Source organism: Xanthomonas sp. NCPPB 1067, assembly GCF_020783795.1.
GTDB lineage: Bacteria > Pseudomonadota > Gammaproteobacteria > Xanthomonadales > Xanthomonadaceae > Xanthomonas > Xanthomonas melonis.
This window is the reverse complement of sequence record NZ_JAJGQG010000005.1, coordinates 132,416-146,168: the sequence shown is the minus strand read 5'-3', so window position 1 is coordinate 146,168 and position 13,753 is coordinate 132,416. Positions and strand designations below refer to the sequence as shown.

At 65.7% G+C, this 13,753-nt stretch carries 15 protein-coding genes; 13 read left to right on the top strand and 2 right to left on the bottom strand.

What is annotated here, in order from left to right:
• Positions 1-8 precede the first annotated feature (8 nt).
• Positions 9-605, top strand: a complete 597-nt coding sequence (locus tag LL962_RS06170) for a DUF1439 domain-containing protein (protein ID WP_228316299.1) — start codon at positions 9-11, stop codon at positions 603-605.
• A gap of 132 nt (positions 606-737) precedes the next feature.
• Here the strand turns inward: LL962_RS06170 and LL962_RS06165 are convergent, their stop codons facing one another.
• Both LL962_RS06165 and LL962_RS06160 read right to left on the bottom strand, forming a co-directional pair.
• Positions 738-1,277 (bottom strand): type 1 glutamine amidotransferase domain-containing protein, encoded by a 540-nt coding sequence (locus tag LL962_RS06165; protein WP_228316298.1) that lies wholly within the window; start codon positions 1,275-1,277, stop codon positions 738-740.
• 101 nt (positions 1,278-1,378) lie between these two features.
• A complete protein-coding gene (locus LL962_RS06160) occupies positions 1,379-1,846 on the bottom strand; it encodes an SET domain-containing protein (protein ID WP_104587269.1) in 468 nt (155 codons plus the stop codon).
• A gap of 173 nt (positions 1,847-2,019) precedes the next feature.
• On the opposite strand from LL962_RS06160, the gene LL962_RS06155 reads away from it, so the two are divergent.
• From LL962_RS06155 to LL962_RS06100, 12 genes are all read left to right on the top strand, one after another.
• Positions 2,020-2,478 (top strand): SUF system Fe-S cluster assembly regulator, encoded by a 459-nt coding sequence (locus tag LL962_RS06155; RefSeq protein ID WP_104587268.1) that lies wholly within the window; start codon positions 2,020-2,022, stop codon positions 2,476-2,478.
• A gap of 15 nt (positions 2,479-2,493) precedes the next feature.
• Positions 2,494-3,951, top strand: coding sequence for a Fe-S cluster assembly protein SufB (sufB, locus tag LL962_RS06150; RefSeq protein ID WP_228316297.1), 1,458 nt, complete (start codon positions 2,494-2,496; stop codon positions 3,949-3,951).
• A gap of 107 nt (positions 3,952-4,058) precedes the next feature.
• On the top strand, positions 4,059-4,823 hold the full coding sequence (gene sufC / locus LL962_RS06145) for a Fe-S cluster assembly ATPase SufC (RefSeq protein ID WP_104587266.1): 765 nt from the start codon (positions 4,059-4,061) through the stop codon (positions 4,821-4,823).
• Positions 4,823-6,085 carry a Fe-S cluster assembly protein SufD gene (gene sufD, locus LL962_RS06140; protein WP_104587265.1) on the top strand — a complete coding sequence of 421 codons (1,263 nt, stop codon included), beginning with the start codon at positions 4,823-4,825 and terminating at the stop codon, positions 6,083-6,085. The genes sufC and sufD overlap by 1 nt, the downstream gene beginning before the upstream one ends.
• On the top strand, positions 6,082-7,326 hold the full coding sequence (locus tag LL962_RS06135) for a cysteine desulfurase (RefSeq protein ID WP_228316296.1): 1,245 nt from the start codon (positions 6,082-6,084) through the stop codon (positions 7,324-7,326). The genes sufD and LL962_RS06135 overlap by 4 nt, the downstream gene beginning before the upstream one ends.
• A gap of 195 nt (positions 7,327-7,521) precedes the next feature.
• The gene (locus LL962_RS06130; protein WP_104587263.1) at positions 7,522-8,061 is read left to right on the top strand and encodes a GNAT family N-acetyltransferase; all 540 of its coding nucleotides are present in this window, start codon (positions 7,522-7,524) and stop codon (positions 8,059-8,061) included.
• Positions 8,058-8,387: a non-heme iron oxygenase ferredoxin subunit gene (locus LL962_RS06125; protein WP_228316295.1), complete on the top strand. Its 330-nt coding sequence runs from the start codon at positions 8,058-8,060 to the stop codon at positions 8,385-8,387. Before LL962_RS06130 ends, LL962_RS06125 begins: the two co-directional genes overlap by 4 nt.
• Before the next feature lie 357 nt (positions 8,388-8,744).
• Positions 8,745-11,063 (top strand): TonB-dependent receptor, encoded by a 2,319-nt coding sequence (locus LL962_RS06120; RefSeq protein ID WP_228316294.1) that lies wholly within the window; start codon positions 8,745-8,747, stop codon positions 11,061-11,063.
• A 48-nt stretch (positions 11,064-11,111) separates the two neighbouring features.
• Positions 11,112-11,798 carry a Fe2+-dependent dioxygenase gene (locus tag LL962_RS06115; RefSeq protein WP_228316293.1) on the top strand — a complete coding sequence of 229 codons (687 nt, stop codon included), beginning with the start codon at positions 11,112-11,114 and terminating at the stop codon, positions 11,796-11,798.
• Complete coding sequence (locus tag LL962_RS06110) at positions 11,791-12,549, top strand: tetratricopeptide repeat protein (RefSeq protein ID WP_228316292.1); 759 nt, start codon at positions 11,791-11,793, stop codon at positions 12,547-12,549. The genes LL962_RS06115 and LL962_RS06110 overlap by 8 nt, the downstream gene beginning before the upstream one ends.
• Positions 12,550-12,556: 7 nt before the next feature.
• Positions 12,557-13,195: a PepSY-associated TM helix domain-containing protein gene (locus LL962_RS06105; RefSeq protein ID WP_228316291.1), complete on the top strand. Its 639-nt coding sequence runs from the start codon at positions 12,557-12,559 to the stop codon at positions 13,193-13,195.
• A 21-nt stretch (positions 13,196-13,216) separates the two neighbouring features.
• On the top strand, positions 13,217-13,732 hold the full coding sequence (locus tag LL962_RS06100; RefSeq protein WP_228316289.1) for a DUF2271 domain-containing protein: 516 nt from the start codon (positions 13,217-13,219) through the stop codon (positions 13,730-13,732).
• Positions 13,733-13,753 lie beyond the last annotated feature (21 nt).

The window sequence follows — 13,753 nt, the reverse complement described above, 5'->3', positions numbered from 1 at the left end:
GCCATTCGATGAAAGTGTGCTTGCTCGCAGGACCCATGCTCGCCCTCGCCCTGGCCTTACCCGTCACCGACGCCTGGGCGGCGCCACAGATCCAGGGCCACCAGATCAGTGTGCAGGCCAGTGACGTGCAGCAGTATCTTGGCGGCCGCTTTCCACAAACGCACGATGCCCTTGGTGGTCTGATCGCCATGACCGTCAGCAATCCCGCGTTGTCGTTGCCGCCGGGCGACCGGCTCAAGATGGCCTTCGATCTGGCGGTAGCCACCGCGGGTGCGGCGCCCAGCCCGGTCGGTAACGTCACGTTGACCAGTGCGTTGCGCTACGACACTGCCAAACAGGGGTTCTATCTCGACCAACCCCGCATCGACGAGTTTCGACCGGTCAACGCCGGTGCGAAGCTCGACCACAGTACGCGCGAACTACTCAATGCCTGGCTGGCAGACTACGCCCGCAAGGAGCCGATCTACCGCATCGATCCATCGATTGCCGCCTTGATGGGAGCGGTGCAGGTGGAATCGGTTGCCATCCAGAATGGCCGGGTGGCGGTCAACTTCAATCAGAACATCGAACAGTTGGTGCCGCCGGCAGCACTTTCCGGCAACTGATCCAGATCGAAATTGGTGCGCGCTTCGAGCATCGAGGGGCAACTGCCAACGAACGAAGGCCCGGCGCAGGAATGGCCGGGCCTTCATGCTGTCATCGGTGCGATCGGCCGTGCAGTGGCCGTGACCGGCGCCTCAGGCAAGTGCCTTGGCCACCGCTGCGCTGAAGGCCGGGATATCGTCAGGTTTGCGGCTGGTGATCAGCGTGCCATCCACCACGACTTCCGCGTCCTGCCACTGCGCCCCTGCATTGGTCAGATCGGTCCTGACCGAGGGCCAGGAGGTCACCTTGCGATCGCGCACCAGGTCGCTTTCCAGCAATAACCAAGGCCCATGGCAGATCGCTGCCACCGGCTTGCGCGCTGCCGCGAAAGCGCGGATGAAGGCAAGCACCGTCGCATCGGTACGCAACGTATCGGGATTGAGAACACCGCCAGGCAGCACCAATGCATCGTAGCCATCGTGCGTCGCCTGATCCAGGCGACGATCCACTGCCACCGAATCGCCCCAGTCGGTGTGATTCCAGCCGCGGATCTCGGCGCCCTCGCCCGGCGCGATCACCTCCACCTTGGCGCCCCAGGATTCCAGCAGGCGTTTGGGTTCGGTGAGCTCGGATTGTTCGAAGCCGTCGGTGGCGAGCACCGCGACGGACTTGCCAGAGAGCGAATAAGACATGCGGGACTCCTCGCTGAAAGAAGCCCGCACCCTAGGTAGCGCGCCGTTGCGCACCCGTGAACCGATGTCTGCATGACGTCATGGCCAGGCGCGTGGCGCGCTCAGCGCTTGGGTTGCAGCATGGTGCCAGTGCAGTTCCTGGAGCCGCAGCGGCATTCCCAGATCTTCTTCAGACGCGGCGTGTGCCGTTCGCTCAAGGTGATGCCGTAGTTATAGGTGAGTTCTTCGCCGGGCTTGATGGCACGCTTGGCCTCGATGAAGATCTTGTCCTTGCGACGATCGTCGCCCTCGGCTTCTTCGATCACCGCTTCGCAATTGGGGTTGCAGCTGTGGTTGATCCAGCGCGCCACATTGCCCTCGTAGTTGGCATCCAGCACGTATTCGTCGCTCAAGGTGAACAGGAAGGTGTGCCCGCTTTCCACATCGCCGGTATCGTCGGCATCCACCTCAGCATGCGTGCGCAGACGCCCCTTGTACTGGATGATGCGTTCGCCCTTGCGGAGCGGGGCGAGGGCGAACATGCCATTGCCGTGGATACGTGACTTGCGGGCGGCAACTTTGCGCGACATGTGAGGGTCCGGTGATGGGGCCGCCCATTGTGACCGCAGCGCGCCGATGCGCCAAGCACAAGCGGATCACCGATCGCAACTGGCGCGGCTTGCCCGTGGCTGAATCGGGCGGTTGGCCGTACCGCTTCAAAAGAGTACAATTTCGGTCCGCTTTAGGATTCAGCTGTCTCCCCATGTTGCGCGTCACCAAACTTACCGACTACGCCACCGTGGTGCTGACCGTGCTTGCTGCCCGCGGCGAGCAGGTACTCAGCGCCAGCGAGCTGGCCGAGCACGCCGGCCTGGAAGCACCAACGGTGAGCAAGATTCTCAAGCCGCTGTCGCAGGCCGGCCTGGTGGAGGGCTTGCGTGGCGTGCACGGCGGTTACCGGCTGGCGCGTGCGGCCAGCGACATCACCCTGGTGGAGATCGTCGAGGCGATGGAAGGCCCGCTGGCGATCACCGAGTGCAGCCAGGACCACAGCCAGTGCGGCATCGCGCAGACCTGCGGGGTGCGCTCCAATTGGCGGTTGATCAACGACGTGGTGGCCGATGCCCTGCGCCGCGTCACGCTGGAGCAGATGCTGCAGCCCCTCTCCCTTCCTGGCGACAGCCGCCGGCGCTCCATCGCCGCGCGCGTCGCGACCACCTGACCTGTAGGCAGCCCGATGGCCACCGAACTTGCTCCTCCGCAGAATGCGCAGATCCTCGAACGGCTAGGCCGGCGTTACGACGCCGGCTTCGTCACCGAGATCGAATCCGACTCGCTCCCGCCCGGCCTGGACGAAGATGTCATCCGTGCACTTTCGGCCAAGAAAGACGAGCCGCAGTGGATGACCGACTGGCGTCTGGAGGCCTACCGCCATTGGCTGAAAATGCCGATGCCGGAGTGGGCGAAGCTGCAGATCGCGCCGATCGATTTCCAGGCCCTGAGCTACTACTCCGCGCCCAAGGGACCCAAATACGCTTCGCTGGACGAGGTACCCAAGGAACTGCTCGACACCTACGACAAGCTCGGCGTGCCGCTGCACGAACGCGCCAAACTGGCCGGCGTGGCCGTGGATGCGGTGTTCGATTCGGTGTCGGTCGGCACCACGTTCCGCAAGGAACTGGCCGAAAAGGGCGTAATCTTCTGCTCGATGTCCGAGGCCATCAAGGAGCACCCGGAGATCGTCAGGCAGTACCTGGGCAGCGTGGTGCCGGTCGGCGACAACTACTTCGCCGCGCTCAACTCGGCGGTGTTCTCAGATGGCAGCTTCGTGTTCATCCCCAAGGGTGTGCGCTGCCCGATGGAACTGAGTACCTACTTCCGCATCAATGCCGGCCATACCGGCCAGTTCGAGCGCACCTTGATCGTCTGCGAGGACAAGGCCTACGTGTCGTATCTGGAAGGCTGCACCGCACCGATGCGCGACGAGAACCAGCTGCATGCGGCGGTGGTCGAGCTGGTGGCGCTGGAAGATGCCGAGATCAAGTACTCGACCGTGCAGAACTGGTATCCCGGTGACGAGGAAGGCCGCGGCGGCATCTACAACTTCGTCACCAAGCGTGCCGAATGCCGCGGTGCGCGGAGCAAGGTCACCTGGACCCAGGTCGAAACCGGCTCGGCGATCACCTGGAAGTATCCGTCCTGCGTGCTGCTCGGCGACGATTCGGTGGGCGAATTCCATTCGGTGGCGCTCACCCATCATCGCCAGCAGGCCGATACCGGCACCAAGATGATCCACGTCGGCAAGCGCACCAAGAGCAAGATCGTCAGCAAGGGCATCAGCGCCGGGCGCGGCCAGAACACCTACCGCGGCCTGGTCAAGGTGGACCGCAACGCCGATGGCGCGCGCAACTACACCCAATGCGATTCGTTGCTGATCGGCAAACAGTGTGGCGCACATACCTTCCCCTACATCGAAGTGAAGAACCCCGGCGCAACCGTCGAGCACGAGGCCACCACCTCCAAGATCAGCGACGACCAGCTGTTCTATTGCCGCGCGCGCGGCATCAGCCAGGAAGATGCGGTGTCCTTGATCGTCGACGGCTTCTGCAAGCAGGTGTTCCGCGAACTGCCGATGGAGTTTGCGGTAGAGGCCAAGAAGCTGCTGGAAGTCTCGCTGGAAGGCAGCGTCGGCTGACGCGCCTTCGAGATTCGGCATTGGGGATTAGGGATTCGCACAGCCCCGTTCCCATGCCGGCCAGTTGATCTGCTTTTACCAATCCCAAATTTCGAATCCCCAATCCCATGCTTACGATTAATAATCTCCACGCCAGCATCGCCGGCAAGAACATCCTCAAGGGCCTGTCGCTGGAGATCCAGCCCGGCCAGGTGCACGCCATCATGGGCCCCAACGGCGCGGGTAAATCCACGTTGGGCAATGTGCTGGCCGGGCGCGAGGGCTATGAGGTCGGCGAAGGCAGCGTGCAGTTCGACGGCCAGGACCTGCTCGAGCTGTCGCCGGAAGAACGTGCCGCCGCCGGCCTGTTCCTGGCCTTTCAGTACCCGGTGGAAATCCCAGGCGTCAACAACACCTATTTCCTGCGCGCCGCGCTCAATGCACAGCGCAAGGCACGCGGCGAAGACGAGCTGGATTCGATGCAGTTCCTCAAGCTGGTGCGGCAGAAGCTGGCCGTGCTGCATCTGAAGGACGAGCTGTTGCACCGCGGCGTCAATGAAGGCTTCTCGGGTGGCGAAAAGAAGCGCAACGAGATCTTCCAGCTGGCCGTGCTCGAACCCAAGCTTGCCATCCTGGACGAGACCGACTCCGGCCTGGATATCGACGCGCTCAAGAGCGTGGCCGACGGCGTCAATGCGTTGCGTTCGCCGGAGCGCTCGTTCCTGGTCATCACCCACTACCAGCGCCTGCTCGACTACATCAAGCCGGACGTGGTGCATGTGCTGGCCGAGGGCCGCATCGTGCAGAGCGGTGGCCCGGAACTGGCGCTGGAGCTGGAACAGCACGGTTACCATTTCCTGAAGGACCGCGTGGTGCCCGAGGTTGCCGCCTGATGAGCGCCCTGCTCGACTCCCTCTCGCGCGGTTTCTGCGGCGATGACAGCCGCCGCGCCGAACTCGATGCCGCCCTGCAGGCCGGATTGCCTGGCCCGCGTGCCGAAGCGTGGAAGTACACCTCGCTGCGCCAGCTCGAACGGCGCAGCTTCGAACCGGCACCGCTGGTGCCGACGCTGGTGGATGCCGCTGCGTTGGACGAGATCCCCTCGCCGCGGCTGGTGTTCGTCAACGGGCGCCCGTCGCAGGCACTGAGCGATCTTTCGGGTCTGTCCGAAGGCATACAGCTGGACACCGTGTCCGCTGCGCTGCACGCGGGCGGCCAGGTGCAGCACCTGCTCGGCCGCCGCTTCGAAGGCAGCGACGCAGTGTTCGCCCGCCTCAATGCGGCGCTCGCCGACGAGGGCGTGCTGGTACAGGTGCAGGAGGCTGCGCAGATCGCGCTGCCGTTGCACCTGGTGTTCGTCAGCGCGGCAGGCGAGCACGACCTGGCCTGGCATCACCGGCATTTGATCGAGCTGCGCGCCGGCGCATCGCTGAACGTGGTCGAACACCACGTGCATCTTGGCGACGCGGGGCACCTGAGCAACAGCGTGATGCATGTGCATCTGGCACAGAACGCTGTCTTGTCGCATGCTCGCGTGCAGGCCGATGGTGCGAAGGCGACCTCGCTGTTGCGTACCGAAGCGGTGCTTGCGCGCGATGCCCGCTACCAACGCGTGGATCTGGAACTGGGCGCCGGCCTGTCGCGACACGAACTCAATGTGCGGCTGGAAGGCAGCAATGCCCGGCTCACCGCCAACGGCGTGCTGCTCGGCGATGGCCGCCGCCATGTCGATACCCGCCTGGGCATCGAACACATCGCCCGCGATACTGCCTGCGAGCTGGTGTGGCGGGGCGTAGGGGCCGACCGCAGCCGCGTGGTCTTCCATGGCGGCATCCGCATCCGCCCCGGCGCCGACGGTACCGATGCGCGGCTGTCCAACAAGAACCTGCTGCTGTCGTCCAACGCCGAAATCGACACCCAGCCGGTGCTGGTGATCGATGCCGAAGAAGTCCAGGCCGCACATGGCGCCACCGTCGGCCAGCTCGACGACAACGCCTTGTTCTATCTGCGCTCGCGCGGATTGCCGCAGGCGCAGGCGCAGCGGTTGCTGAGCGCCGCGTTCTGCCACGAACCGCTGCGGGTCCTCCCGGACGCACTATCCGCCGCATTGGCGTTGCAGCTGGATCGCGCCCTGAATTCGGCAGGCGTGGCATGAACATGCCAGCCGTCCCGCAGCACGCAGCGCCCGACTGGGACCGCGTGCGCCTGGATTTCCCGCTGCTGATGCGGCAGGTGCATGGCAAGCCGTTGATCTATTTCGACAACGCCAACACCGGGCAAAAGCCGCTCCAGGTGATTGCGGCCACCGACGCGTTCTATCGCCGGCAGAACGCCAATGTCAGCCGCGCAGTGCATGCGCTGGGAACCGAAGCAACCGATGCGTTCGAAGGCGCGCGCAGCAAGCTGGCGCGCTTTCTCAACGTGCGCGCCGACGAACTGGTGCTGTGCAGCGGCACCACCTTCGCGATCAACCTGGTGGCTTACTCCTGGGCGCTGCCGCGGCTGGGCCCGGGTGATGTGATCCTGATCTCGCGCATGGAGCACCACGCCAACATCGTGCCGTGGCAGCTGGTGGCCCAGCGCACTGGCGCCAGCATCCGCGTGGCCGAGATCACGCCCGATGGCGCGCTGGATCTGGACGCACTGCGCAAGGCGATGACGCCCGAGGTCAAGCTGCTCGCCGTCACGCATGTGTCCAACGTATTGGGCACGGTGAACCCGGTGCGCGAGATCTGCCGCGATGCGCGCAAGCGCGGCATCGTCACCGTCGTGGATGGATCGCAAGCGGCGCCGCACCGGCGTATCGACGTGGCCGCGATCGGCTGCGACTTCTATGCCATCACCGGCCACAAGATGTGCGGCCCCACCGGCACCGGTGCGCTATGGGCGCGCCGCGAACACCTGCAGGCGATGCCGCCGTTCCTGGGCGGCGGCGAGATGATCAAGGAAGTCAGCTTCGAGGGGACGGTGTTCAACGACGCCCCGCACAAGTTCGAGGCCGGCACCCCCAACATCGCCGGTTTCGTCGGCCTGGGCGCGGCCGTGGACTATCTGGATGCCCTCGGGCTCGCGCATGTGGAAGCGCGCGAGGCGGAGTTGCTGGTGCACTTCACCGAAGAGCTGCAGCGCATCGATGGGCTGCGCATCTTCGGTACCAGGCCCGACAAGGCGGCGGTGGTGTCGTTCCTGATCGAAGGCGCCCATGCGCACGACCTGGCGACCTTGCTCGACCTGGAAGGAGTGGCGATACGCTCGGGCCAGCACTGCGCGCATCCGTTGTTGCAGTATTTCGGTGTTGCCGCCACCTGCCGGGCATCGCTGGCGTTCTACAACACCCACGACGAAATCGAGCGCTTCGTTGCAGCGCTGAAGAAGGTACGCACCCTGTTGGGGTGAATCGGATGCCGGGATTGGGGAGTCGGCATTCGGGATTCGCAAGAGCGGGCGTCGTGGGCGTCCATGCACTGCGCTCGCCACGCACCGAAGGGCGAGACAGTGACACCCGGCATCGATACAAGGACTGCGCTTCCACGCCTTGGCGGATCCCGAATCCCCACTCCCAAATCACCGATTCTCGCTAAACTGCTCCACATGCAGACCACCACCTTCCGTACCGCCACCGTCGATGACATCGACGCCATCGTTCATCTGGTCACCTCGGCCTATCGCGGCGACAGCAGCCGAGCGGGCTGGACCACCGAAGCCGATTTTCTGGAGGGCGCGCGTATCGAGCCGGACGTGCTGCGCCAGGACATCCTGCGCGAACGCAGCCTGGTGCTGCTGGTGGAACAGGACCGCCGCCTGGTGGCCTGCGCGAACATCGCCGACGATGGCGGCGCCGGCTACTTCGGCATGTTCGCGGTGGATCCGTCGCTGCAGGGCAGCGGGCTGGGCAAGACCCTGTTGGCCGAAGGCGAGCGCATCGTGGCCGCCGAATGGAAGCTGCCGGTGATCCGCATGAGCGTGATCGATGTGCGGCACGAACTGATCGCTTTCTACGAACGCCGCGGCTACCGCCGTACCGGCATCTTCAAACCGTTCCCCTATGGCGACGAACGCTTCGGCGTGCCGCTGCGCCAGGACCTGCGTTTCGAGGTCCTGGAAAAGTATTTCGCTGGCGCCGCGCCGTGAGCGAGACCTGGACCTTCGTGTGCGCCAGCGAGGCCCTGTTGCCCGGCGAATTGCAGACGGTGTGGGACGACGTGACCGACACGCCGATCGTGGTGCTCAACCTCGACGGCGATCTGTATGCGCTGGAAGACCGCTGCAGCCACGAGGACTACGCGCTGTCTCCCGGTGACTTCGACCCGGTGACCGGCACCCTCGAATGCCAGCTGCATGGCGCCCGCTTCGACGTCCGCAACGGAAGCCCGCTGTGCCCTCCCGCTTACACTGCGGTGGCAAAGTTTCCGGTCAAGCGCGAACACGGCGGCATCTGGACCCGCGACGACCGTTGAACACGGCATCCGCAGTCCCTTGAAGCAGCGGAGCTCCAGGTCGGCACACCGCGCACCGCCCATCGGCGAATATTGCAAAAAAGAATGATTAGCATTTAAGATCGCATTCCTTCAGGCCTTCTTAACAACTGGCCTTTCCAGCGATCCCATGCGCCCGACTCCGCTCAGCTCCCGCACCAATCCGCCGCCCTGCCCGCGCTTGCTGGCGCCGCGCCCTGGCGTGCCGGTGGGACTGCAGCAGCGATGCACCGCCTCGGGCTAGCCGGCTTCCTCCGGTTCCTTCGCTTCGCCCCACCCTCCCGCATCCGCCGAGCCGTCGCCAGGCAGGAGCACACCGTTTCCTTTTCGAGACCTGCCATGACTCCCAGGATTTCCCCGCTCGCCTCGGCCGTGCTGCTGACGCTGTCCGCCCCCGTACTCGCCCAACCCGGCGACGCGCCGGCTCCTCCGGGCGCGGTGGATCTGGATGCGATCCGGGTGCAGCAGGAACGCGCGCAGAAGCCGTCCTCGCCCAAGTACACCGAGGCGCTGCGTGACACGCCGCAGACCATCACCGTGGTCACCAAGCAGACCATGGACCAGCAGAACCTGCTGTCGCTGCGCGACGTGCTCAGCACCCTGCCCGGCATCACCTTCGGTGCAGGCGAAGGCGGCGGCGGCTATGGCGACAGCATCAACCTGCGCGGCTTCACCGCCAGCAGCGACATCACCACCGACGGCGTGCGCGACAGCGCGCAGTACAGCCGCAGCGACACCTTCAACCTGGAAGCGGTGGAACTGATCAATGGCGCCAACTCGGCCATGTCCGGTGCCGGCTCGGTCGGCGGCAACATCAACCTGGTGACCAAGACCGCGGGCCAGGGCGATTTCACCAACGTGCTGGTCGGCGGCGGCAGCGACCGTTACGGCCGCCTCACCGTCGACAGCAACCAGGATTTCGACAACGGCACCGCAGTGCGCCTGAACGCCATGGGCCACACCCAGGACGTGCCCGGCCGCGATGAAGAGTTCCGTCATCGCTGGGGCTTTGCGCCGTCGGTCACCTTCGGCCTGGGTTCGGACACTCGCTTCACCCTGAGCTACCTGCACCAGCACGACAACAATCTGCCGCAATACGGCGTGCCGTTCGCGCTCAGCCCGTTCAACGACGGCCCGCTGCCGGGCGTGGATCCGGAAACCTATTTCGGGTACCGCAACACTTCGCGTCAGGAGATCGACGTGGACATGCTGACCGGCGTGCTGGACATGGATTTCAGCGACACGTTCAAGCTGCGCAGCCTGGCGCGCGTGCAGCGGGTGGACCAGTCCCTCAATGCCACCGCGCTGCAGGGCACCTGGTGCCTGCCCAACGGCACCGACCCGTACACCGGGCGCGCCTGCGTGGGCCAGCGGCCGGCGACCTGGAACCCGAGCAGCGGCCCGCGCGGGTTGGTACGCAATACCGAGAACTTCATCGCCCATAGCCAGACCGACCTGACCGCAACGCTGCACACCGGCGCCATCGAGCACCGCATCGTCGCCGGCGTGGCGATCAGCAAGGAAGACTTCGAACTGGACAGCGGCACCACCTTCCGCAACGCCGACGGCTCCACCACCGGCATTACCTATCCGCAGCAGTCCTTCGACAACCCGTACAACATCTGGACCGGCCCGCAGAACTACTTCCGCACCGGCCGCAGCAAGGGCAGCCTGACCAATCAGGCCGTGTACCTGTTCGATACGCTGCAGTTCAACGAGCAGTGGATGCTCAATCTCGGCGGCCGCTACGAGCACAACGAAGGCGATAGCACCAACTACACCGTCAACGCGGCCGGCGATGTCACCGGCGTCGCGGCCGGCTTCCCGGCGGGCAACGAAGAAGACCTGTTCTCCTACCGCGCAGGCCTGGTGTTCAAGCCGGCGGACAACGCCAGCCTGTACCTGTCCTACGCCAACAGCAAGACCCCGTCCAAGGCCTCGGTCAACGGCTCGTGCACGCCGGTCGCCACCGCCACCGCCGGCGCCAATTGCAATGTGGAGCCGGAAACGGCGGTCAACATCGAACTGGGCGGCAAGTGGGACGTACTGGACGAGCGTCTGGCGCTGACCGCGGCGGTGTTCCGCAACGAGCGCGAAAACTACCGGGTCAACAGCGGCGACCCGCTGATTCCCGAACAGGTGCTGGACGGCAAGGCGCGCGTGGACGGCGTGGCGCTGGGCGTGGCCGGCTATCTGACCGACCGCTGGTCGATCTTCGCCAACTACACCTTCCTGGACAGCGAAGTGCTGCAGAGCGTGTCCAACCGCACCGCCAGCCTCACCGGCGACCCGGTGGCCGGACGCGAACTGGTGCAGACCCCACGCAATGCCGGCAATGTCTGGACCACCTACACGCTGGATCGCTGGATCTTCGGCTACGGCATCACCTACCAGGGCGGCTTCTACCCGAACAACGGCTCGACCGCGGCCTATATCAAGACCGACGACTACTGGGTTCACCGTGCGATGGTCGGCCTGCGCGTCAACGATTGGCTCAGCCTGCAGTTGAACGTCAACAACCTGTTCGACGAGGAGTACTACACCAGCGTGCGCAACAACCTCACCGTCAATGCCGCCGGTACGGTCACTGCCGGCAACGGCTGGGCGATTCCGGGCGAAGGGCGCTCGGCGGTGTTGAACGCCACCTTCAGTTTCTGACCCAGCAAGACGCCGTCCGCCGCGTGCGGACGGCATGGAGACCACCGCATGCTGCTGTCCATCCCCGAGGTCCTCGATGCCGCGCAGCTGGACACGCTGCGTGCGCGCCTGGGTGCGGCCGACTGGGCAGATGGCCGCATCACCGCCGGCCATCAATCGGCCCAGGCCAAGGACAATGCACAGCTACCCGAAGACAGCGCCATCGCGCGCGATGCCGGCGCGCTGGTGCTGGAGGCATTGTCGCGCAGCAGTACGTTCTTCTCGGCCGTGCTGCCACGCCGGATCTATCCGCCGTTGTTCAATCGCTACAGCGGCGGGCAATCGTTCGGGTATCACGTGGACAACGCGGTGCGTTACGACCGCAGCCGTGGCGGCGCCGAACCGGTGCGCACCGATGTCTCCGGCACGTTGTTTCTCAGCGACCCGGACAGCTACGACGGCGGCGAGCTGGTGATCGAGGACACCTATGGCACGCAGTCGGTCAAGCTGCCGGCCGGGCATCTGGTGATCTATCCCGGCACCAGCCTGCACCGGGTGATGCCGGTCACCCGTGGTACGCGCCTGGCGTCGTTCTTCTGGACGCAAAGCATGCTGCGCGACGCAGCGCAGCGCCGGTTGCTGTTCGAACTGGATGTTTCGATTCGCCGCCTCACCCAGGATGCGCCCGGCCATCCATCGCTGATCCAGCTCACCGGCGTGTATCACAACCTGTTGCGGCAATGGGCCGATGTCTGAGGCTGCGCTGGAGCCCGCACGACTGATCGCGTTGCTGCGCACGCAGCCCGATCGCGCCGTCGCCGCGCTGCGCAAGGCCGCTGCCGGTCAGGACATCCACGCGCAGTTGCTGCTCGCGCAGCTGTACGCCGAAGGGCGCGGCATCCCGGCCGACCCGGCCGCAGCGATGCTGTGGTATGAAGTGGCCGCCAATGCCGGGCATCCGGACGCCATGAACCGACTCGGACGCTGCCACGAACTGGGCTTCGGAACCCCCGTCAACGAAGCGCTGGCGGCGTTGTGGTATCGCCGCGCGGCCGAGCACGATCTGGATTGGGGCATGTACAACCTGGCGCATCTCTACGCGTCCGGGCGTGGCGTGGAGCAGGACCAAGAGCAGGCCCTGGCGCTGTATCGCCGCGCCGCCGAGCGCGGCCACGCCAAGTCGATGAATTTCCTGGCGCGCTATCTCGACCAGGGCCTGGCCTGCCGCGCCGACCCGCAAGCCGCGCACGACTGGTATCGCCGCTCCGCCGAGGCCGGCGACTTCCGCGGCCAGGCCAGCTACGCCACCTTGCTGGCCGACGCAGGCGCGCTGGAGCAGGCAGAGCATTGGCTGCGCCGCGCCATCGCAGGTGGTCATGCCGGCTTTCTGCGCCAGCTCGCGGCCTTGCTCGACAGTGCGCCGCAGCCGCGCCTGCGCGCATTGCTGGGCGAAGTGGCTGCACGGCAAGCGCAACTGCAAGCGGCCGTCACTGCGGACGTGGTCTGAGCCCGGCATGTCGCTCCCCCCCGACCCCGTCGCCATTGCCCGACAGCGCCGCGGGTTCTGGCTGCGCATGCTGCATCAATGGCACTGGATCAGCTCTGCGCTGTGCCTGATCGGCATGCTGCTGTTTGCGATCACCGGGCTGACCCTCAACCACGCCGCGCGCATCGAAGCCAGCCCGTCGACCGAGCATCGCACGCTGACACTACCGGCGGCCCTGCTCACCACCCTGGGCGAGCGCCAGCAAGGCGATGCGCCGCTGCCGCCACGCGTTGCGCAATGGCTGGGGCGCGAGCTCGGTGTCGGCATCGGCACGCGCAGCGGAGAATGGTCGCCCGAGGAGGTGTACGTCGCGTTGCCGCGCCCGGGTGGCGATGCCTGGCTGAGCCTGGACCGCGCGACCGGGGCGGTCGAATACGAGCGCACCTCGCGCGGCTGGGTCGCGTATCTCAACGATCTGCACAAGGGCCGCAATGCCGGGCCCGCCTGGGGCTGGTTCATCGACGTCTTCGCCGTCGCCTGCCTGGTGTTCTGCATCACCGGCCTGTTCCTGCTGCATCTGCATGCGCGGCAACGCCGCATGACCTGGCCGCTGGTCGGCCTGGGCCTGCTGATCCCGCTGCTGCTTGCCCTGCTGTTGATCCACTGACCTTTCCCATCGGAGACGATCATGCGCACCACCCTCACCATCGCCCTGAGCGGCCTGCTCGCCATGCCGGCGTACGCGGCCACGCTCGACATCAGCGTCGAGATTCCCAAGCTCAACGTCGCCGAATACCACCGCCCGTATGTGGCGATCTGGCTGGAGGGCGCCGATCAAAAGGTCGCCGCCAATCTTGCGGTCTGGTATCAGTCCAAGGACACAGCCGAAGGCCACGGGACCAAGTGGCTGCCGGATCTGCGCCAGTGGTGGCGCAAGAGCGGCCGCACCCTGACCGTGCCGGTCGATGGCGTCACCGGCCCCACCCGTCCGGCCGGCGCACATGCGCTGTCGTTCTCCGACAGCAAGGGCGCATTGAAGTCGCTGCCGGCCGGGCAATACACGCTGGTGGTGGAAGCTGCCCGCGAAGTCGGCGGCCGCGAGTTGGTCAAGCTGCCTTTCACCTGGCCGGCGACATCGGCACAGACCGCAAAGGCCAGCGGCAACAGCGAGCTCGGCGCCGTCAGCCTGGTCGCAAAGCCCTGACCGCTGCAGTGCCGCCCGCAG

Coding starts and splice junctions, on each gene's coding strand:
- LL962_RS06100 (WP_228316289.1), top strand. CDS start 13,217: ATGCGCACCACCCTCACCATCGCCCTGAGCGGCCTGCTCGCCATGCCG.
- sufC (WP_104587266.1), top strand. CDS start 4,059: ATGCTTACGATTAATAATCTCCACGCCAGCATCGCCGGCAAGAACATC.
- sufD (WP_104587265.1), top strand. CDS start 4,823: ATGAGCGCCCTGCTCGACTCCCTCTCGCGCGGTTTCTGCGGCGATGAC.
- LL962_RS06120 (WP_228316294.1), top strand. CDS start 8,745: ATGACTCCCAGGATTTCCCCGCTCGCCTCGGCCGTGCTGCTGACGCTG.
- LL962_RS06105 (WP_228316291.1), top strand. CDS start 12,557: ATGTCGCTCCCCCCCGACCCCGTCGCCATTGCCCGACAGCGCCGCGGG.
- LL962_RS06135 (WP_228316296.1), top strand. CDS start 6,082: ATGAACATGCCAGCCGTCCCGCAGCACGCAGCGCCCGACTGGGACCGC.
- sufB (WP_228316297.1), top strand. CDS start 2,494: ATGGCCACCGAACTTGCTCCTCCGCAGAATGCGCAGATCCTCGAACGG.
- LL962_RS06115 (WP_228316293.1), top strand. CDS start 11,112: ATGCTGCTGTCCATCCCCGAGGTCCTCGATGCCGCGCAGCTGGACACG.
- LL962_RS06155 (WP_104587268.1), top strand. CDS start 2,020: ATGTTGCGCGTCACCAAACTTACCGACTACGCCACCGTGGTGCTGACC.
- LL962_RS06165 (WP_228316298.1), bottom strand. CDS start 1,277: ATGTCTTATTCGCTCTCTGGCAAGTCCGTCGCGGTGCTCGCCACCGAC.
- LL962_RS06160 (WP_104587269.1), bottom strand. CDS start 1,846: ATGTCGCGCAAAGTTGCCGCCCGCAAGTCACGTATCCACGGCAATGGC.
- LL962_RS06170 (WP_228316299.1), top strand. CDS start 9: ATGAAAGTGTGCTTGCTCGCAGGACCCATGCTCGCCCTCGCCCTGGCC.
- LL962_RS06110 (WP_228316292.1), top strand. CDS start 11,791: ATGTCTGAGGCTGCGCTGGAGCCCGCACGACTGATCGCGTTGCTGCGC.
- LL962_RS06130 (WP_104587263.1), top strand. CDS start 7,522: ATGCAGACCACCACCTTCCGTACCGCCACCGTCGATGACATCGACGCC.